Annotated in this window: 18 protein-coding genes; 5 read left to right on the forward strand and 13 right to left on the reverse strand. The window is 61.0% G+C overall.

Annotated features, from left to right (window positions below; translation table 11 throughout):
* Nucleotides 1-10: 10 nt before the first annotated feature.
* On the reverse strand, nt 11-1177 hold the full coding sequence (locus EDE05_RS10310; RefSeq protein WP_134100821.1) for a PLP-dependent transferase: 1167 nt from the start codon (nt 1175-1177) through the stop codon (nt 11-13).
* Nucleotides 1174-1896 (reverse strand): FadR/GntR family transcriptional regulator, encoded by a 723-nt coding sequence (locus EDE05_RS10315; protein ID WP_132410162.1) that lies wholly within the window; start codon nt 1894-1896, stop codon nt 1174-1176. Before EDE05_RS10315 ends, EDE05_RS10310 begins: the two co-directional genes overlap by 4 nt.
* Before the next feature lie 164 nt (nt 1897-2060).
* On the opposite strand from EDE05_RS10315, the gene EDE05_RS10320 reads away from it, so the two are divergent.
* Entirely contained in the window at nt 2061-2780 is a 720-nt protein-coding gene (locus EDE05_RS10320; RefSeq protein ID WP_112797585.1) for a FadR/GntR family transcriptional regulator, read from the forward strand.
* Nucleotides 2781-2832: 52 nt separating this feature from the next.
* Here the strand turns inward: EDE05_RS10320 and EDE05_RS10325 are convergent, their stop codons facing one another.
* The gene (locus EDE05_RS10325; protein ID WP_112797992.1) at nt 2833-4242 is read right to left on the reverse strand and encodes an aspartate ammonia-lyase; all 1410 of its coding nucleotides are present in this window, start codon (nt 4240-4242) and stop codon (nt 2833-2835) included.
* Between the two features lie 211 nt (nt 4243-4453).
* Between EDE05_RS10325 and EDE05_RS10330 the strand changes: the two genes are divergently transcribed.
* The 3 genes from EDE05_RS10330 to EDE05_RS10340 all read left to right on the forward strand — a co-directional run bounded on the left by EDE05_RS10330 (nt 4454) and on the right by EDE05_RS10340 (nt 7590).
* A complete protein-coding gene (locus EDE05_RS10330; RefSeq protein ID WP_112797583.1) occupies nt 4454-5923 on the forward strand; it encodes an amino acid permease in 1470 nt (489 codons plus the stop codon).
* A 34-nt stretch (nt 5924-5957) separates the two neighbouring features.
* Nucleotides 5958-6893, forward strand: a complete 936-nt coding sequence (locus EDE05_RS10335; protein WP_245519881.1) for an asparaginase — start codon at nt 5958-5960, stop codon at nt 6891-6893.
* A gap of 142 nt (nt 6894-7035) precedes the next feature.
* Complete coding sequence (locus tag EDE05_RS10340; RefSeq protein WP_132410154.1) at nt 7036-7590, forward strand: DUF3299 domain-containing protein; 555 nt, start codon at nt 7036-7038, stop codon at nt 7588-7590.
* Between the two features lie 86 nt (nt 7591-7676).
* Here EDE05_RS10340 and EDE05_RS10345 read toward each other — a convergent pair whose 3' ends face one another.
* The 5 genes from EDE05_RS10345 to EDE05_RS26790 all read right to left on the reverse strand — a co-directional run bounded on the left by EDE05_RS10345 (nt 7677) and on the right by EDE05_RS26790 (nt 12632).
* Nucleotides 7677-9101 carry an ATP-binding cassette domain-containing protein gene (locus EDE05_RS10345; RefSeq protein WP_134100824.1) on the reverse strand — a complete coding sequence of 475 codons (1425 nt, stop codon included), beginning with the start codon at nt 9099-9101 and terminating at the stop codon, nt 7677-7679.
* Nucleotides 9098-9922: an ABC transporter permease gene (locus tag EDE05_RS10350; RefSeq protein WP_112797577.1), complete on the reverse strand. Its 825-nt coding sequence runs from the start codon at nt 9920-9922 to the stop codon at nt 9098-9100. The genes EDE05_RS10345 and EDE05_RS10350 overlap by 4 nt, the downstream gene beginning before the upstream one ends.
* Nucleotides 9919-10857, reverse strand: coding sequence for an ABC transporter permease (locus tag EDE05_RS10355; protein WP_112797575.1), 939 nt, complete (start codon nt 10855-10857; stop codon nt 9919-9921). Before EDE05_RS10355 ends, EDE05_RS10350 begins: the two co-directional genes overlap by 4 nt.
* Before the next feature lie 11 nt (nt 10858-10868).
* A complete protein-coding gene (locus EDE05_RS10360) occupies nt 10869-12389 on the reverse strand; it encodes an ABC transporter substrate-binding protein (protein WP_112797988.1) in 1521 nt (506 codons plus the stop codon).
* Nucleotides 12390-12491: 102 nt separating this feature from the next.
* Nucleotides 12492-12632, reverse strand: a complete 141-nt coding sequence (locus EDE05_RS26790) for a hypothetical protein (protein WP_162712282.1) — start codon at nt 12630-12632, stop codon at nt 12492-12494.
* A 325-nt stretch (nt 12633-12957) separates the two neighbouring features.
* Between EDE05_RS26790 and EDE05_RS10365 the strand changes: the two genes are divergently transcribed.
* Nucleotides 12958-13191, forward strand: a complete 234-nt coding sequence (locus tag EDE05_RS10365) for a hypothetical protein (protein ID WP_245519886.1) — start codon at nt 12958-12960, stop codon at nt 13189-13191.
* Nucleotides 13192-13273: 82 nt separating this feature from the next.
* On the opposite strand, the gene EDE05_RS10370 is transcribed toward EDE05_RS10365, so the two are convergent.
* The 5 genes from EDE05_RS10370 to EDE05_RS10390 are packed head-to-tail and all read right to left on the reverse strand — an operon-like array spanning nt 13274 to nt 18663.
* Entirely contained in the window at nt 13274-13783 is a 510-nt protein-coding gene (locus EDE05_RS10370) for a DUF995 domain-containing protein (RefSeq protein ID WP_112797571.1), read from the reverse strand.
* A gap of 15 nt (nt 13784-13798) precedes the next feature.
* The gene (locus tag EDE05_RS10375) at nt 13799-14776 is read right to left on the reverse strand and encodes a glycoside hydrolase family 26 protein (protein WP_112797569.1); all 978 of its coding nucleotides are present in this window, start codon (nt 14774-14776) and stop codon (nt 13799-13801) included.
* Nucleotides 14769-16676 carry a glycosyltransferase family 2 protein gene (locus tag EDE05_RS10380; protein ID WP_162712280.1) on the reverse strand — a complete coding sequence of 636 codons (1908 nt, stop codon included), beginning with the start codon at nt 16674-16676 and terminating at the stop codon, nt 14769-14771. Before EDE05_RS10380 ends, EDE05_RS10375 begins: the two co-directional genes overlap by 8 nt.
* Entirely contained in the window at nt 16673-17659 is a 987-nt protein-coding gene (galE, locus tag EDE05_RS10385; protein ID WP_112797566.1) for a UDP-glucose 4-epimerase GalE, read from the reverse strand. Before galE ends, EDE05_RS10380 begins: the two co-directional genes overlap by 4 nt.
* Complete coding sequence (locus EDE05_RS10390) at nt 17659-18663, reverse strand: UDP-glucuronic acid decarboxylase family protein (RefSeq protein ID WP_245519887.1); 1005 nt, start codon at nt 18661-18663, stop codon at nt 17659-17661. Before EDE05_RS10390 ends, galE begins: the two co-directional genes overlap by 1 nt.
* Nucleotides 18664-18753 lie beyond the last annotated feature (90 nt).

Below are 18753 nucleotides of genomic sequence, written 5' to 3' on the forward strand. Positions count from 1 at the left end.
GGTTGATGCTTTAAGAGGCGACGGCGATCGCCTCCTGAAGATCGCTCCACAGCGCCTCGGTTCCCTCGAGGCCGACATGGAGACGGACGGACCGCGCGTGAATGCCGAAGGCATGCGCGGAATTTGGCTGGGCCTTCTGCTGCAGGACCACTTGGCCCGGTACTATGAGGCTTTCGTGGCCGCCCCAGCTAACGCCGAGCTTGAAGAGTTTGAGGTGATCGGCAAAAGCGCGGATATCGACGCCCTCTCGGAAGATGAACGAGAAGAGGCCCGACGTGCCGTTGAGCCCCGCCGGAAGCCGGTTCGCCAAGCCCGGATGGCAGACCTTTTCCACCACGTCGAGTTCCTGCAGGCGGCGCGCGATAGTGAGGGCTGCAGCCTCATGTGCCTTCATGCGGATCGGCAGCGTCCTGAGCCCGCGGATCAGGAGCCACGCGTCGAAGGGCGAAAGTTTGCCGCCGAGATAGGGATAGGCCTCGGCCTTCAGCCGGGCGATCATCTCCTTGGACCCCGCAACGACGCCTGCGACGACATCGCTGTGGCCGCCGAGATATTTCGAGGCCGAATGGATGACGAGATCTACCCCTAGAGTTATCGGCCGCTGGAAGAAGGGGCTCGCCCAACTGTTGTCGATCATCGACACTGCGCCATGGTTCCTGGCGAGCGCCGCCAGCGAACCGACGTCATGGGTCTCCATCACCCAGCTCGTCGGGCTTTCCATGTAGAAGACCTTGGCGCCCGGTAGCGCTTTGGCGACAGCCTCCTCGTCGCGACCGTCGACATAGGTGACTTCGATCCTCATCCGCTTAAGGATGGTGCCGAACAGCCGGAATGCGTCGGGATAAACGTGCTTCACCGCCACGATCCGGTCACCCGGTTCGACAAAGCTCAGCACAGCAGACGAGATCGCCGACATGCCGCTCGCAAAACCGAGCGCGTCTTCCGCCCCTTCGAGCTTCGCCAGCATTTCCTCGAAGGCGCGAACGGTTGGGTTGAGGCCGCGCGTGTAGATCGGCCGCACCTTCTCACCGCGATAGGCGGAGATCATGTCGTCGTAGTCGGAGAAGGTGAAGAGCGAGGTCTGGAAGATCGGCGGAACCACCGCCTCTGCGAAATTGCCGTCGTCATGGGCGGTGATCAGCGAAGCGAGTTCGAATGGGTCGAGGCCCTCACTCATTTGGACATTTCCTTGATATCTTCCTCGACGATCTGGAGGATCTTCAGTGTCTCGCCGCGCGCGGCTTCGGCATCCTGCGCGACGATCGCGTTGAACAGCGTCCGATGAAAGGGGAAGGACCGGCGCGCGAAATCGAAACGTTCGAACGGGTGGCTCCAGAACCGCTCGAACGTTTCGCGCATCTGTTCAAGCAGCTGACGGAAGAGCGGATTGTGGGTAGCGTCGTAGATGGCGAGATGGAACGCCAAATCTTCCGGCCCCGACGCGCCCTTGGCGTGGTGGACCCGTTCCATCTCCTCCAGCCGCGCCTCGATGATCTTCAGGTCTTCTTCCGTCCGCATTCGCGCAGCAACCATGCCCGCTTCGCATTCCAGCCCCCTGCGTACCTGCAGCGTCTGCAAAAGCGCGTCGCGCAGGTTGGCGGTATCGAGCGACAGGGGCATATGGATCGTGCGCCGCGAAATGGGCTTTAGGAGGTAGTTCCCACTTCCCTTTCGGGACTCGACGACGCCAAGCGCCTGAAACCAACGGATCGCCTCACGGATCGTCGAGCGCCCGACGCCGAGGGCTGCCATCAGCTCCCGCTCGGCCGGCAACCGGTCGCCTGCCTTCAGATCGGCGTTCTCCACGTAATCGGCCAGCGCCTCCCCGACTTGGCGAGCCCTGTCAATCGGGGGAAGCAGAGGGATTAGCCCACGACGTTCAAATTGGTCTGACATCTGAGCAATAAAGATCCCTGTCGGCTTTTTGTCAATGCGCTGGGGACGGAAATTGGGGAACCATTGCGCCGACCCGGCTCCGGGTCGGCCTCCCGGTAGTATGAAAGCTGTGCTAAGCTGCCGAGCAGTTTGACAAATTGGCGCATCGATGGAAGCTTTGGGCAATGAGTGGTTTGACTGATTGGCTATCTGATACAAGTCCGATCAGTCGGAAGAACGCGGCGGAAGCCATCTTCGAAGACCTCCGCTCAGCCATTACGTCAGGGCGGCTTGCCGTCGGCACCCGATTGCCCTCGGAAGCCCAGATGGCCGGCAGATATGGGGTAAGCCGACCCATTGTCCGCGAGGCGCTGCGCTCGCTCCAGACACTTGGCCTCACCCAGACGCGCACTGGCAGCGGCACCTATGTCCTGACCGCCTCACCCAACCCCGATCTCAACTACGGCGGCTATTCTTCTCGCGATCTTATAGAGGCTCGCCCGTTTATCGAAGGCCCGGCCGCTGGATGGGCTGCCTTGCGACGCAGCGAGCAACAGCTGGCGGCTCTGCTCGCCATCTGTGACGAGATGGATAGGCAGACGGACCCACATCAATGGGTACTTCTGGATTCCGGGTTCCATAGTGCGATCGCCGAAGCTTCGGGAAATGCCGTTTTCGCGAAGATTGTCGCCGATGCCCGGGACGCGCTGATGCAGCAGTCCGAGCTGGTCAACCTCATGGCCGGGCGTCGCGTAGCGTCGAACATCGAGCATCGCCAGATCGTCGACGCGATCCGGGAGGGCTCGGAGGAGCGGGCGCGCGAAGCCATGGAAGCGCATCTCGGCGAGGTCAAGCAGGTCGTCACCACGATCATCGGAAACGATCCGGCACAACCACTGCAATAGAGCGCCCCCCGTAACAGGCCGCTCTATCTCCTATCTTTTAAAAGTGCTCACGCTATGCTTCGGCAGCAAGGCTTGCAGGCGACAGGTTTGCCAGATGCTCGGGCTTCAGCGCCTCCTCAAGTTGCGCCGCCGTCAGGTGGCCCTGTTCGAGCACCACCTGCGGGACGGTTCGCCCGGTTGCGAGTGCTTCCTGCGCGACTTTGGTGGCCGCATAATATCCGATAATCGGATTGAGCGCCGTAGCCAGGCCGATCGATTGTTCCACGCGGCGCGCCATGATCTGCGGGTTTGCGCTGATGCCGTCGACGCAGCGCTCGGCCAGGATACGGCAGGCGGCGCTCAGATGGCTAATGCTCTCCGAAAGCGAACGGACAATGATCGGCTCGAAGGCATTCAGTTGCAACTGGCCCGCCTCGGCCGCCATGGTGATGGTGATGTCGTTGCCGATCACGGCGAAGGCAACTTGGTTGACCATTTCCGGTATAACCGGATTGACCTTGCCGGGCATGATGCTCGAGCCCGCCTGTACGGGAGGCAGATTGATCTCTCCGATCCCCGCCCTTGGACCGGATGAAAGCAGACGCAGGTCGTTGCACGTCTTCGACAGCTTGACCGCGACGCGCTTCAGCACGCCGGAGAGGTGAACGAAGGCGCCGGGGTCCTGGGTCGCCTCGATCAGATCGCTTGCCGTCACCAGTGGCCGCCCCGTCAAACGCGAGAGATGGCCGCAGGCGCAGGCGGCGTATCCGGCGGGCGCGTTCAGGCCCGTGCCGATGGCGGTCGCGCCGAGATTGATCTCGTGGAGCAGCTTGGCGGACTCCAGAAGACGTGCCCTGTCCTCACCGAGCATAACGGCGAAGGTGCGGAATTCCTGGCCGAGCGTCATCGGGACAGCGTCCTGAAGCTGCGTGCGCCCCATCTTGAGCATGCCGTCAAACTCGCACGCCTTCCGCTCGAACGAGGCCTGCAAGATCTCCATCGATGCCGAAAGGCCGTCGATTGCCTCGATCAGCGCGACATTGACCGCCGTCGGATAGGCGTCGTTGGTCGACTGGCTCAGATTGACATGATCGTTGGGATGCAGGTGAGAGTAGTCGCCCTTGCGATGGCCGAGTAGTTCCAGCGCACGATTGGCGATCACCTCGTTCACGTTCATGTTGGTCGAAGTGCCTGCCCCGCCCTGAATGACATCAACCACGAACTGGTCGTGCAGCGCACCATTGCGAATTTCGCGGCATGCAAGGGCAATGGCCTCGAGCCGCCTGTGATCCAGAAGACCAAGCTCATGATTGGCAAGCGCCGCGGCCTCCTTCACAAAAGCCAGGCCGCGGACGAGGTGCGAAAAACGCCCGATCGGCATGCCGGTAACCTGAAAATTCTCCACCGCCCGCGCGGTGTGAACGCCCCAATAAACCTCGGCCGGTACTTCCTTCGCTCCCAGCAGATCATATTCGATACGCATCTCGGCCACATTTTCCTCCTGGACTGATTGCGGGTAAATCTGTAAAGCTGTTTGACAGATTTCCGCAAATGTCGCAAGAAGGGCTACAGATCGCCGAGCAACGTCTGCACAAGACGCAGAGATTGAAATCGAGGATCTGTAAAACAGCTTAGAGAGGCGATCCCTTTACTGCTGCGGGGATCGTGGGAAAGCACGCTCATAGGGAGGAGCCATGTCAACGGAAGCCATCAAAGCCGCCGCTGTCGACCGCGAAGTGTTCATCGAAGAGGATAGCGGGTATCATAAGGCGCTGAAGCCGCGCCAGATCCAGATGATCGCAATCGGAGGCGCGATCGGAACCGGTCTTTTTCTCGGGGCAGGCGGACGCCTTGCCCAAGCCGGACCCGCGCTCATCCTGGTCTATGCCCTTTGCGGCTTCTTTGCGTTCCTGGTCCTGCGTGCGCTCGGCGAGCTGATCATGCATCGTCCGAGCTCGGGTTCCTTCGTCTCCTATGCCCGCGAGTTCTACGGGGAAAAGACGGCCTTCGTCACCGGCTGGATGTACTGGCTGAACTGGGCGATGACCTCGGTGGCGGACGTAACCGCCGTCGCGCTCTACATGAATTTCTTCAAGCACTATGTGCCGTGGCTCGGCGGCATCGACCAATGGGTGTTCGCCCTCGTTGCGCTGGTGATCGTGCTGGCGATGAACCTCCTGTCGGTCAAGGTCTTCGGTGAACTTGAATTCTGGTTCAGCTTGATCAAGGTCCTGGCTCTTGCGACTTTCCTGGTCGTGGGCATCTACTTCGTCGTCTCCGGCACGCCGATTGACGGTCATCCTGCCGGCTTCAGCATCATCAGCGACAACGGAGGCCTTTTCCCCAACGGCATATTGCCGGCCTTCGTCATCATTCAGGGTGTCGTTTTCGCCTATGCCTCGATCGAGCTGATTGGCACCACCGCCGGTGAAACGGAGGACCCTCGCAAAGTCATGCCGGGCGCGATCCGCACGGTCGTTTTCCGCTTGATCGTCTTCTATGTCGGCTCGGTCCTGCTGCTCTCCCTGCTCCTGCCCTATACGGCATACAAAGCCGGCGAGAGCCCCTTCGTCACCTTCTTCGGGACGATCGGCGTCGAAGGTGCAGACATCATCATGAACCTGGTTGTGCTGACCGCCGTGCTTTCCTCGCTCAATGCCGGTCTCTACTCCACCGGTCGCATCCTGCACTCGATGGCCGTTTCCGGCTCGGCGCCGGCTGCTCTTGCGACGATGAACAAGGCGGGCGTACCTTATGGCGGCATCGCAGTGACCGCCGTCGTCACGGTGATCGGCGTGGCACTGAACGCGATTATCCCGGCCGCCGCCTTCGAGATCGCCCTCAACCTCTCGGCGCTCGGCATCATCTGCGCTTGGGGTGTCATCGTGCTTTGCCAGCTGAAGCTCTGGCACCTCTCCCGCCGGGGCGAGCTTGTCCGTCCGGATTTCCGCATGTTCGGTGCGCCCTATACCGGTATCCTGACGCTTCTTTTCCTCTTCGGCGTGCTGGTGCTCATGGCTTTCGACTATCCCGTCGGGACCTGGACCATCGCGTCGCTGGCGCTCATCGCGCCTGCGCTTGCCATCGGTTGGTATCTCTTGCGTGATCGCATCAACCGCCTTGCAGCAGAACGCACTCTTGCACCCAGCATCGCAGGTGAGTGAACAAGCGTTGAAAAAGAGCGCGACGAAGCCGTTGGTGGCGGTTATCGCCACCGGCGGCACCATTGCAAGCAAGCGCGGCACGAACGGCGCAAGCACCCCGACGCTTACCGGTGAGGATCTTCTGGCGCTCCTCCCGCAGGCCGATGCGCATCTGCGTCCGGTCGACCTGATGTCGAAGGATTCCGCCAGCCTGACCTTGTCCGACATGCAGCGCGTCAGCGATGCCGTAAAGTTGGAGCTCAATGATGCCGATGTGGAAGGTATTGTCGTGCTGCACGGCACGGACGCGATGGAAGAAACCGCCCTGCTCGTCCATCTGCAGCTTAAGACGCAGAAACCGGTAATATTTACCGGTGCGCAATTCACGGCGGATCATCCCGACGCGGACGGCCCGGCAAACCTCTTAGCCGCTATCCGGCTCGCCGCGGACCCGGCTAACGCGGAGCGGGGTGTTCTTGTAACCTTCGGCGGTCGAACCCTGCCCGCATGGGGGCTCTTCAAGCATAGCAGCGACGAGGCGGACGCTTTCCGGTCTGCCCGTTCCTTTCCCTCTGCCGAAAGTCCGCATCTGCCGGCGCCGGTCGACGGCATCCGCGTCGATATCGTCGCAATCTATCCCGGCTGCGATGCCGCCCATATCCGGGCAAGCGTCGAAGCGGGCGCCCATGGCATCGTGCTCGCGGCCCTCGGTTCCGGCAACGCCAATCCCGCCATAGTCGAGGCCGTGAGACACTGTACGCAGCGCGGTGTTTGCATCGTCATCTCGAGCCGTGTTCCTGTGGGGCTTCTGACCGCTGGTTATGGCGGGGGTGGCGGCGGGCACGACCTGGCCGAGGCCGGCGCGGTTCATTCCCAGACGCTCCGCCCCGCCCAGGCGCGCATTCTTTTGTCCAGCCTGATCGCAAGCCAAAGCTCGGCCGAAACGATGGTGCGCGCGTTCAGCGACCAAAACCCCGCCGATGCGGAGTGATGTGCGCCGCATGGCTTATTGAGACCTGCTTGCCTTGCTGGAGCTGTTCGCCACCTTTTTGCTTTGACGACTGAGCGGTGTTGCAAATACCATCGCCATGCCCCGTGGCCATGATATGACCCTGAGGCATGGAGACACAGAGATGAGGCTTCCTCTTTCCATCCTGAAACCTGTGGCGCTTGCCGCCGCCCTCGCCTGCCAGACATCCAGTGTTCTTGCTGATGCGCAGCCCATTCAGTGGAATGCCCTGCGACCTTCCGACCAGTCGACTGCGACAATGCCGTTGCCCGGCATGGCAATCAGCCGCTCGCAAGGCGAAACGCTCGCGTGGCATGACGAGGGCCGAATGGTCGAGCTGACGGGCTTCATCCTGCCGATTGATCAGGACGGCGATCTCGTCTACGAGTTCATGCTGGTGCCGTGGGCTGGCGCATGCAGCCACAGCGCGCCGCCGCCGCCCAATCAACTGGTCCACGTGGTTTCGGACGAGCCTTTCCGTATGTCGCGCGTATATGAGGTCATCACTGTGACCGGCTCTTTGAGGCCTGGCCTCGACAAGGCGCAACTCTTCATCATGGATGGTGTGCGTGTCCTTGATTACGGTTACAGCATGAGCAGTGCCAAGGTGACAAGAGTCACAGGCCTGCCGGATCCCGATCTGCGCTCGATATCGCCATTGGGGGTTGTCGCAAGGTGACGGAATGCCGGATGCTCTCATAGATATGAGAGCTTTTCCCGCAAAGCGGCAAGCCACGTCAAGGCAGCGGGCAAAGAGCCGGCGCCTCATCTATCACAGAGCCCGCTGCCCCCAAGATCGATCGTGCGCGTCGAAATCTTGTCTGCAACATCCCGATCATGGGTCACGAGCAGGACGGCAAGGCCGGTTTCCTCCACGATCTCCCGCAGGAACGTGATCACATCCTTCTGGCTGACGGGATCGAGACGGGATGTCGCTTCGTCCGCGAACAGGAAAACGGGGGCGAGGAGCAACGCCCGCAGCAGCGCAAAGCGCTGTAACTCACCCCCGGAAATCTGCCCCGGCAGACGGTCGAGCAAGATATCGGACAAACGCAGCCGACCTGCCAATGCCTCGACATCGGCCCAGTCCTTGCCATGCAGCCGGACGAGACCCTTCAGTCCCTTGCGGATGGTTTGATGGGGTGCGAACGCCGCAGGCGGGTCCTGGTAGAGCTTCTGGAAGCGAAGCGGCGAAAGGTCAGGCTTGCGTTCAACCATCCCCCCGTCTGATTTGGCGAGGCCAAGCAGGATGTTGCCGATGGTCGTCTTGCCGCAGCCGCTTGGGCCGAAGATCGAGACGATCTCGCCGGCCGCGACTTCGATATCGAGACCGGAAAACAGGGCCTTGTCGCCGTAACGCTTTTCCAGCCCACGGCCGGCAACGACCATCTCGCCCGCGGTCTTCTGTTTCCGCGCCTCCCATCGCGTCGGTTCAGCAGCCAGCAGCGCTTTTGTGTAGAAATGCTCGGGTGCCTCCAGCAACTTCCGGGCCTCGCCGTACTCCACGAGGCGTCCGTCCAGCATGACGCCTATAGTTCCGCCGAGGGCACGAGCGACGGCAACGTCGTGGGTGATCGTCAGCAGCAGACGTCCTGCCTCTACCTCCGACAGCAGACGGGCCGTTACCGAACGCCTGAGCGCCGCATCAAGACCCTTGGTCGGCTCGTCGGCGATCAGAAGCTCGGCATCCGCAGCATGCGCGATGGCAATCGCCGCCCGCTGGCCCATGCCGCCGGACATCTGGAACGGGTAGAGCTCGGCTGCCTGCTGGAGGGAAACATCGGAAAGATTGCTCCTGGCTGCTATTGCGCTGTCTTCAACCGATTTTGCCCTCACATAGCGATGGACCTCGGCCACCTGCGGCGCCACACGCATGGTCGGATCGAGCGCCAACCACGGCTCCTGCGGCAGGAGGCTGATGCTGCGGCCCCAGCGGCGACGTCGCTCCGACGGCGTCTCCCGAAGAATTTCCGCGCCCTTGAAGAGGATATGGCCTGTGGCGCGCAACTCATTTGGCAGGTTGCCCATGATCGCCTGGGCAACGAGGGACTTTCCAGACCCGCTTTCTCCGAGCAGGGTCAAGGGCCGACCGCGACCCACGGCAAGAGATACACCGGAAACAATGGGACCCGACTGGGAATGCACGGATAGGTCGGAGACGGAAAGGTCGGTATTGATGGATATGTTCATGCCCGATCTCCTTGCGTGAGCAGTTGCAGGCCAAGTACGAGCAGGAAGATCAGGACGGCCGGAAGCAACACATGAACGGGCGCTTCAGCGAAATAGGGGAGAAGTTCGACGATCATGCTACCCAGTTCCGGCGTCGGGGGCTGCAATCCAACGCTGATCGCGCTTAGCGTCGAAACGGCAATAATGGCGGTCGCCATGGCGAAAGCAGACAGCGTGGCGATCATCGGCCCGATGACCGGCAACACATAGTGGACGAGGATATAGCGGGAACCGAAACCAAGCATGCGCGCCGCTTCGATATGCGGCTGGGCAAGCACCGTCCGCGTCGTCGCCTTGGTTAGGCGGTAGAACTCGACCCATAGGGTTAGCGACAGGCCGAGGAAGAGCGGCCCGTGATTGCCCGGAGAAAAGGCGAGCAGCAACAGCACCAGCATCAGCCCCGGCAAAGCCAGCACCACAGTCGCCACAAACTCGAGCATGCGTTCTGCCCATCCGCCTTTCCACGCCGCGGCAAGACCAAGCAGGATGCCGGGCACCGCCGCCGCCAGCATGGTGAGAAACGCCATGCCGAAGGAGAGGCGTGCCCCGTGGGCGAGACGCGCCAGGAGACTGCGCCCGTAGTGATCCGCACCCAGCAGGTAATCGCCGCCTATCGGGGCCAGGCTTGCCCCGAGATCCTGCGTCGACGGATCGGATGATATGAACAGAGGGCCAAGAAGGGCGAAGCCGCCGAGCAGGATCAGCAGCCCGGCGCCGGCCAGTCGCGCCGTCCCGACACCCGTTCTGGCTCTCGTGGATGTCATGTTGCCGATGGTGCTCATACGGTTTTCCCTGTGCGCGGATCCAGCCAGAGGGTGAGAAGGTCCACAGCCGCTCCGATCGCGACGAACATCAGCCCCATCATCAGCGCCGTCCCCTGCACCATCGGGATATCGCGCTCGACGATCGCATGAACCAGCGCATGCCCGATGCCCGGATACGCAAAGAGCGACTCCACCACCACGACCCCTTCGATCAGATAGATGGCCTGCAGGCCGAGATACGAGACGACGGGAATGGCAGCGTTCCGAAGCCCATGACGGCGCACGACGACGCGTTCCGAAAGCCCTTTGTAGCGCGCGAAGGCGAAATAGGGTGCCCGGGCAACGGCCGCGACCGCGTTGCGGGTGACCCGGCTCGACATGGCCGCCAGCCCAAGCGCCAGGGTCAATGCCGGAAGCAGGATCTCGCGCGGCGAGCCGAAGCCGGCCGGCGGCAGCCAACCGAGCTGCCGGGAAAAGACCAGCATCAGGATCAGCCCCAGCACGAAAGGCGGAATGGCGCGAAAGATGACGGCGCTCATGAGACCGAGACGATCCGCGGCTCCCCCCGGCTTGAGGCCGCCGAAGAGCCCGACGATCGGACCGATCAGCAGCGACAGCACGAGAGCCGCCGCCGCCAGCCAGACGGAAGCAACGAGCTGCACCTGCAGTTCGTGGGCTACGGCGCGGCCGGTTACCAGCGAATGGCCGAGGTCGAAACGCGCCAGGCTGCCTAGCCATTCCAGGAACTGCATCGCGATCGGCCGGTCGAGACCAAGTTCGAGGCGCACCTTTTCCGCCGCATCGGCAATTCTTGCATCCGGCCCGTAGCGGCCCGCCGCAATGCGCATGGCCGCATCGCCCGGCAGGACGCGCATCAGGATGAAGCACAAGGCCCCGACCGCGACTGAGACGATGCCGGCCTGCAGCAGGCGCGCGACAAGGAAGTTCTTCATCGCGCTGCCCGTCACTTTACCCAACGGATCGAGGAGAGGCCGTAGTTCACCTCAAGCGGATCCACCGCGACGCCCGTGATGCGCTTGCTGGAAACGATGGCAAGTTCCGACCAAGTGACGGGGATGCTCGGCAGTTCCTGTTGCAGGATCTCGGCCGCTTGTGTCTGGAGGGGAGCGCGGATAGAGGCATCGCTTGTCGCGGCGAGCTTTTCGACGACAGCCTGCATCTCCTTGTTGTCCCACCCCATAGCGCCCCAGTCGCTTCCACCCGGACCATAGTCCTGCAGAAGCGTGCCCACCGGATCGGGCACGATCGAATAGAGGCGTGAGATCAACCCCATCTCCAGCGTTCCATCCTTGTGGCGCGCGGGGATTTCCGAACTGTTGCCCACAGATACCTTGACGTCGATGCCGACCCGGCGAAGCTGAGCCTGAAGCGCTGTTGCGAGCGGCGGCAGTTCCGGCCAGCTGGAATAGGTCAGCATGGTGACGCTGAAGCGCTTTCCATCCTTTTCGAGGATGCCGTCCCTGCCCGGCGTCCAGCCGACTGCCGCCAGCAGCGCCTTCGCCTTTTCGACATCCTGCGTAAGCGGCTCGACGCCAGGCATGTTCCAGCCCTTCATCGCCGGCGGGAAAAGCTGGGTGGCGGCCAGATCGGCATTGCGCAGGATAACCTTGGTGATCCCCACCCGATCGATGGCGGCGCTGATCGCCTGCCGCTCCTCGATCTGATCGAAGAAGGGCGACCCGGCATTGACCTTGAGGATGCGGGTGCGCGGGATCGTGGCGATCTGGACGTCCAGCTTCGGATTGGCCTTCAGACGATCGACCGAGACCGGGAGCATGGAGAAGACGAGGTCGGCCTCGCCGCTCTCGGCCATAAGGGCGCGGGGTTCCCCCTGCCCCACGGCGAGATAGCTCACCTCCGTAATGCCGGGCTCGCCACCCCACCACCTGCCCGAGCTCTCCAGTTCGAGCCGGGCCGGCGGGGTGAGTGTCTTCACCCGATAAGGCCCGGACCCGACGATGCCGGTGATCTTGCCTGCACCGTCGAATGAAGACGGAGCAAGGATGATGGTGCTGAAATGCACGAGATAGGCGGGCAAGGCAGAAAACGGCTTGTGCAGCTTGATGCGGATTTCGCCGCCCTCGCCTGCGATTTCGGCAATCGGAGCCTGGGAAAGGACCCCTACCCCTCCAAGCGTCCGCCTAAGACTGGCAACGGCGGCCTCTGCGGTGACCTTCGTCCCATCGTGGAAAACGGCGTTGTCGCGAAGCGCAAAGGACCAATTCAAACCGTCATCGGAAACCGTCCATCTTTTCGCAAGGCCGGGGGCGAGCGTGCCCTGCTTGTCGGTCGTGACAAGCGTCTCGGCGACCTGAAGCCGGCTGAAGACATAGCCGGTCTGCGCCGGTTCGATGCCGGCAATCTCCCAGGGTCCCGCGACCTTGAGCGTTTCGGCGAAGGCGGAGCTGACCGATATCGGCGCTCCGAGCGTCAGCGTTAGGAAAAGCGCCTTCATCATGCGCATCGCATTCTCCATTTTTGATTGGATATCAAATTGTCCGCTCAGCCCCGCTTCGCAGGCCGCAACGCCATATTCGGCGTCGTCCTTCGTGACTTCGGCCAAGCTTCATGGATCGATACCCGCCTGGTCTCGCCCCATGATCACGGTCAGCGAACCATGCGCGAGTGCCCCGCAAATTTGACGGAGCGCCGCGTGGTCCTGATAGCCGGGCGTCGGATGTTTGGATTTCAGGCTGATATCGCTCATCGCGTCCTCGAAAACTTGAAGCGATTCCTTAGGTAATGTTATTACGTTCGTCAAATGAAATGTTACGTAATAACATACGTAGCCAGTGACCGCGTTTTGAAGAGGGCCTGAGCCGCTTCGGCAGGTCTTACTTGGATGAAGCGCCAGCCGATCAAGCTGTACGAATTCCGTGGATTATCACTTTTTCAGAAACGCCTAATTAAAGCCTTTTAGGTAGGGTTATCGGCACGGGGTCATCAAAAAAGGGGAACTCGCCGTGACATTGCCAATCAAATTTTTGCCCGAGACCTTCGCGAAGAAGACGCTGTGCTGCGCCGTCGCAACGTTGCTTGTGGCAGGCATTGCCGGATGTTCGTTCGTACCCGATCAGAGTCAGCGGACGCCGCTGTCGGTCAAGCAGGTCGGCTATTCGGTGCCGACGAGAAAACCTGTCGAACGCGGGCAAGCGATCGTGAAGCAGAAAGAAGCAAAGATCATCCAGACGAGCTACCTCGGTCGTGCCCCCTATATCTGCACGCCGAGCGGTTTCGGAAGCACGTCGCGCTGTTTCATGCGGTAGGAGTTGCGCGCCGGCATCAGGTCAATACGCTGTACCGAATCGACAGTGATGCCAGGCGCGCAACTCCCCTCCCCCGGCCCGGTTATGGGGCTTTGCCGACGATCGCCTGGATCTTGCCCAATTGCGCGCCTACATAGTCGCCATAGCGTAGTTTGGTGAACTCGTCGGAGGAGTTCACTGGCGCATTCTTGAAGATGTACCACTGACCGTCAGGCTCACGTTTCTGGTAGATGACGTTTCCCTTCTTGCGATGGCTGAAGCAGGTGATTGCCGGAGCCGAGCCGCTTTGGGCGTACCAACGAGCATTGAAGCAGAGCTTGCCCGGCCTGGTAATAAACCATCGGCCGACGCCATAGGAAGGAGGACCTTCTTCCCTTGACCAGGCTGTGAACCGTCGCGCCCGCACCGAAAAATGGCCCGCACCAGCCTTCCAGATCCACGAGTTTTGGCCATAAAGCCTGTAGATTTCTGTATTGTTCAGGGGGGTAGTGGCCTTCACGTTGGCGCCTCCGGACGACCCGGCAGCGGATGCCGCCGTCGCAAAACCACCGGCTAAAGCGAACGCCAGAAACATTTTCGGAAATGTCAGCATGTCGGAGTTCCTTCTTCAATTCGTGGTTTCGCGGGCCACCCGCCAATCCGGCCGGCCAAAGCCGTTCGGCCAGGGATAGACTTCGCGGTCGTTGAAGTAGACCACTGCGGTCAGGGCCGGAAAGTCGGGATACCGTCTGGTCACGCTTTCGGCCCAGTTACGAACGTATGTGTCGTCACCTTCGTAGCCGAGTTCGGCGACCATGATCGGCTTGCCAAAATGCGAGACACGGCCATATCCTGGCGTCAGCCGATCAAAGAACGTCTGGTCCCGGCCGGTCGTATAGCGATCGTACTGCTGAAAGCCAAAGACCGAGAGGCCAATGACATCGACCACGTCATCCCCGGGATAAAAGGCCTCAAGGCCCTCATTGCCCTTTGGTGACCACATGTATTGGGCCGTCTTCAGATGGGTCCGGCAAACCCGTACCATCCGGCGGTAGGCGGCTATATAGTCGTTGCTCTGCCAGTGCGACCACGAGAACTGGTTGTCTGTCTCATCCATTTCCTGGGCCCAGCGGATGATGACCGGGCTTTTCAATGTCGCGGCGGCAGAGCAGACGGTCGCCATGTACTCGTCCCGCGAACCGTTCAGAATGCCCTGCAGCAGTTCCTGCGGCGTTAAGCGCCAGTCGGGCGACCAGGACCATGGTTCGACTGAAATCAGCAGCGAACGGCCGCGTGCTTGCGCGTAGTCGTCGGCGAGCGTCAGCGTGGACAGGTCGACGTCTTCCCAAGGCAGGAAGAGGTGCTCGATCCTGGAACTCGACGGTTCGTCGAAGTCGCCATGCGGGTCATAGGCGCCGAAGGTTATTGAATCAGGGGTGACGATCGGCCTCTTTATCGACCGTGTCGCCGCTGTCATGGCTGATGGCGCGGCAAACGCAAGTAGTCCTGCTTCGGGAAGATTGCGCGGCATGATCGCCGTAAGGACAGATCCCGACAACAACAGGCTGGTTAACGACAAAGCTATTACTTTCGACAGGTTATGCATTGTCCTCCTCCTTCAGGCTCGGATATCGCCAATCCGGATAAACGGCATCCGTTCTCAATTCAGTTCCCGCCGGAACGGAAACCCATCGTGGCTTCAAGATGATCGTGCGCAGCGCGGCTCCACCTCTGCCCGCCCCGGCGACCCCGTAGCGTTCGGTGAAGAATTGAAGGCTGCCCCCCCAGGCGAGCGCCTCGGCCCCGTCTTTTCCACGCATAGTCGTTGCAACTCCGGGGAGGATGACGAGCGTCAACAGCACCAGCGCCATGGCGGGACGATAGAACCGGGAGGGCGTGGCAATCCTGTTTTCGCGGGAATGCCTGATGACGATGACCAGCAGCAGCAGGGCATAGATCGCAGCATTCAGGATCGTAAAGAGGTAAAACCCCTTCGTCGCTCCGGCATCGGCGATGGCGAATGCCGGCAGCACCGCGACGAGTGCAAGGAAGGCATAGGGCGCCAGGACACGCAGCGGCAGCGGATCGACTTCGGACCGCCCCTTTGGAGTGACCCGGAAATCAACAAAGGATCCTGTGAACCAGTCATGGATTGCCGCCAACGTGCCGGCAACCGCCCATGGCCAGCGCGCGAAAAGAAAGAGCATGCATTCCCAGCTCAGGACCTTGGCGTCGTATGGGCGGAACGAACCGCTGGCCCGCCAGCGATAGGCCATCACCACGAGAGTGATCGCGAGCCCTGCAAAATGCAGCAGGAAATCCGGATAGGACACAGCCACGAAGTTTTCACCGCGCACGAGCGCGACAATTGGCGTTGCAAACATCAGCAGCATGAAGAAAGCAAAAAGCGGATACCAGAGCTGGGAGAACAGGAATTGGAACCTGAGCCTGAATGGCAACCGGCCGACGAGGCGGGGAGAATACTGCAGAAGCAGCATGACGAGGCTGCGCGACCACTGGAATTCCTGTGTAACAAGGTCGCTGAACGTGGCAGGCCCGTCGCCATGGGCAATAGCGTCAAGGGCATGTACGCCCCGCCAACCGGCGGCATTCATCATCAACGTGGTGGAATGATCTTCCGCCAGTTCCGGCCCCAGGCCGCCGATCTGTCTGAGCGCCGACGTGCGCACCGCATAATGCGATCCTATGCACAATGGCGTCAGCCCTGCATTATAGCCGGCTTGAAGCGAACCGTGCATACTCGCTTCTGCGTAGAGCCTTCCCCGAGCCGACCAGCTTTCAGCCGCGTTCTTGTCGCAGATGCTGGGTGCGGAGACATAGCCGACTTTCGGGTCGGCGAACGGGCGCAGCATTTGGAAGAGATAACCGGGCTCGGGAACGTGGTCGGCGTCGAGCTGCGCGACGAAATCATAACGATCGTAACCATAGTGGTCGTAGAAGAAGGCGAGATTGCCCTCTTTGCATCGCGTGCGTCGCGGCCAGGAGGCCCTGTGGTAATCAGTTCGCCCTTTGCGGGTCGAGACGGAGACACCATGTCTGCGACACCAGGCGATGGTTTCGGAGGATGGGTCCTCGTCGGCGAGCCACGTATCGTGCGGCACATCCTGGGCAAGCATCGCCTGCAAGGTCTCTTGGACGACGGAGAATGGCTCAGAAGGCGCCTTGGTCACGACCATGGCCACCCGGCTTTCGGCCGGCAGGCGCAAAGGGCCGTTTGGTTTGGTTGCCCGATAGAAGATGACGATAAAATAGGCGGGCAGCAGGGTGATCCAGATCAGCACCAGGCTTACGATCACGGAGCCGAAAGCGTCGTTGTGATGGCGCGGGTCCAGCCACCAGGTCCAGAAGTAGAGAAGGGCAAGGGCCCAGAGCCCGGCCAGGACCAGATATTCCACCCGGCGGGACCCGGCCAGAACCGGCACGAGAAGCGGCTCCTGAGCCACATTCGGGATGTCCTGCACATTCGTGGTTGCCAGCTCGGTCACGACCGCACCTCCAGGCCGAAGAAGGGGGCAGCCGTACGCACTATGGTTTCGAGATCGGAATATCGTGGCTGGAAACTCAGGGTGAGGCGCGCGAGACTGGCATCTGCATAGAGGCTCGGCGGATCGCCCTGCCGACGCGTATGCGTCATGACCGGGACCTTGCTCCCGGTAATTTCCTCAATCGCCTTCAGGACCTCCCTGATGGAGAAACCGTGGCTGGAGCCAAGATTGACAGCGAGGTTGCCTCCACCTCCGGCAAGATGCCTGAAGGCCAGCAAATGTGCCTGCGCGAGGTCGGCGACGTGGATATAGTCCCTTATGCAGGTTCCGTCCGGCGTCTCATAATCGTCGCCGAATATCTCCAGATGCGGAATTCTGCCGGCCGCTGCCAGCAGGGCCCGCGGGATGAGATGGGTCTCCGGAACATGCCATTCGCCGAGCTCTCCTTCGGGATCGGCTCCGCAGGCATTGAAATAGCGCAAGGCGACGTAACGCAGGCCGAATGCCGCCGCATAATCGGCGAGCATATGTTCGCCGATCAACTTGGTTCTGCCGTAAGGGTTTATCGGCGCCTTTGGCGTCGCCTCATCAATCGGCAGTACGGAGGGCACCCCATAGACCGCGCAACTCGATGAGAAAATGATGTTCTGGAGGCCGGTCTGTCGGCAGGCATCCACAAGTGACAACGCGCCACAGACGTTGTTGTTGTAGTACTTCGCCGGGTTCTGCACGGATTCGCCCACATAGGCGGACGCTGCGAAGTGGATGACGGCATCCGGTACATATTTCTCGATGGTCTCGATCAGGCATTGCAGGTCGAGGACATCGCCTTCGACGAAAGGCCCCCAGCGCACGGAGGTACGGTTTCCGGTCGTCAGATTGTCGTAGACGACCGGCTCGATCCCTTCCGAGCGGAGCAGCTTAGCGGTGTGGCTACCGATATAACCGGCCCCGCCCGTGACAAGGATCCGTGGCGTGGTCATCACATGGCCTCCGCAAGCTCGCGCGTCGGGCGAGCGAGAAGGCGCTCGAAATAGTCGATCGTCTGTACGAGGCCTTGCGCCAAATCCACATGCGGACGCCAGCCGAGCTCCTGCGTGGCGAGCGAAATGTCGGGGCGGCGCTGGCGGGGATCATCGGTTGGCAGCGGATGATGGATGATTCTCGACCGGGAACCGGTCATTCCAATCACCTGTTCGGCCAGTTCCCCGATGGTGAATTCCCCGGGATTGCCGAGATTGACAGGCCCCGTCAACGACGGCGGCGAGGCCATCATGCGGAGGAAACCGTCAACGAGATCATCGACGAAGCAGAACGAGCGGGTCTGCGAACCGTCGCCGTATATCGTGATATCCTGCCCTGTGAGAGCCTGGACGATGAAGTTGGAGACGACGCGGCCGTCATCCGGACGCATGCGTGGGCCGTATGTGTTGAAGATGCGAACGACCTTCACCTCGACCTGAAGCTTCTTGTGAAAGTCGAAGAACAAAGTCTCCGCGCAACGCTTGCCCTCATCGTAGCAGGAGCGCGGGCCGAAGGGATTAACATTGCCCCAGTAGCTTTCGATCTGGGGATGGACGTTCGGGTCTCCGTAGACTTCCGAGGTGGATGCCTGGAGAATGCGTGCGCCAGTGCGTGAGGCCAGTTCCAGCAGGTTGAGCGAACCCAATACGCAGGTTTTCGTGGTGTGGATCGGGTCGAGCTGATAATGCGGAGGCGATGCCGGGCAGGCGAGATTGTAGATCTCGTCGACCTTCAGGTCGAACGGTTGCACTATGTCGTGCGCGATGACCTTGAACGTGTCAAACCGCTCCAGATGGTCTATATTGCGTCTCAGACCGGTGGAGAAGTTGTCGAGGCAAACGACTTGATGACCGGCCTGGAGAAGAGTCTCGCACAGATGTGATCCCAGAAAACCGGCGCCTCCGGCGACAATAATCTTTTTTGATTTCTGGGGTTTTTGCGGTGAGGAACGCCTCCTATAGATCGCTTCTGCAGAAGATTGGGCACGAATGTTACCAAGATAGTTCACGACTACCTCCATACTCGTCGGATTTTTCTTAATAAGACGCGGTTT

The sequence above is a fragment of the Neorhizobium sp. R1-B genome (assembly GCF_004368875.1).
In the GTDB taxonomy this organism is placed as follows: domain Bacteria; phylum Pseudomonadota; class Alphaproteobacteria; order Rhizobiales; family Rhizobiaceae; genus Neorhizobium; species Neorhizobium huautlense.

Coding starts and splice junctions, on each gene's coding strand:
- EDE05_RS10340 (WP_132410154.1), top strand. CDS start 7,036: ATGAGGCTTCCTCTTTCCATCCTGAAACCTGTGGCGCTTGCCGCCGCC.
- EDE05_RS10345 (WP_134100824.1), bottom strand. CDS start 9,101: ATGAACATATCCATCAATACCGACCTTTCCGTCTCCGACCTATCCGTG.
- EDE05_RS10350 (WP_112797577.1), bottom strand. CDS start 9,922: ATGAGCACCATCGGCAACATGACATCCACGAGAGCCAGAACGGGTGTC.
- EDE05_RS26790 (WP_162712282.1), bottom strand. CDS start 12,632: ATGAGCGATATCAGCCTGAAATCCAAACATCCGACGCCCGGCTATCAG.
- EDE05_RS10360 (WP_112797988.1), bottom strand. CDS start 12,389: ATGCGCATGATGAAGGCGCTTTTCCTAACGCTGACGCTCGGAGCGCCG.
- EDE05_RS10370 (WP_112797571.1), bottom strand. CDS start 13,783: ATGCTGACATTTCCGAAAATGTTTCTGGCGTTCGCTTTAGCCGGTGGT.
- EDE05_RS10355 (WP_112797575.1), bottom strand. CDS start 10,857: ATGAAGAACTTCCTTGTCGCGCGCCTGCTGCAGGCCGGCATCGTCTCA.
- EDE05_RS10375 (WP_112797569.1), bottom strand. CDS start 14,776: ATGCATAACCTGTCGAAAGTAATAGCTTTGTCGTTAACCAGCCTGTTG.
- EDE05_RS10330 (WP_112797583.1), top strand. CDS start 4,454: ATGTCAACGGAAGCCATCAAAGCCGCCGCTGTCGACCGCGAAGTGTTC.
- EDE05_RS10315 (WP_132410162.1), bottom strand. CDS start 1,896: ATGTCAGACCAATTTGAACGTCGTGGGCTAATCCCTCTGCTTCCCCCG.
- EDE05_RS10320 (WP_112797585.1), top strand. CDS start 2,061: ATGAGTGGTTTGACTGATTGGCTATCTGATACAAGTCCGATCAGTCGG.
- EDE05_RS10325 (WP_112797992.1), bottom strand. CDS start 4,242: ATGCGTATCGAATATGATCTGCTGGGAGCGAAGGAAGTACCGGCCGAG.
- galE (WP_112797566.1), bottom strand. CDS start 17,659: ATGACCACGCCACGGATCCTTGTCACGGGCGGGGCCGGTTATATCGGT.
- EDE05_RS10310 (WP_134100821.1), bottom strand. CDS start 1,177: ATGAGTGAGGGCCTCGACCCATTCGAACTCGCTTCGCTGATCACCGCC.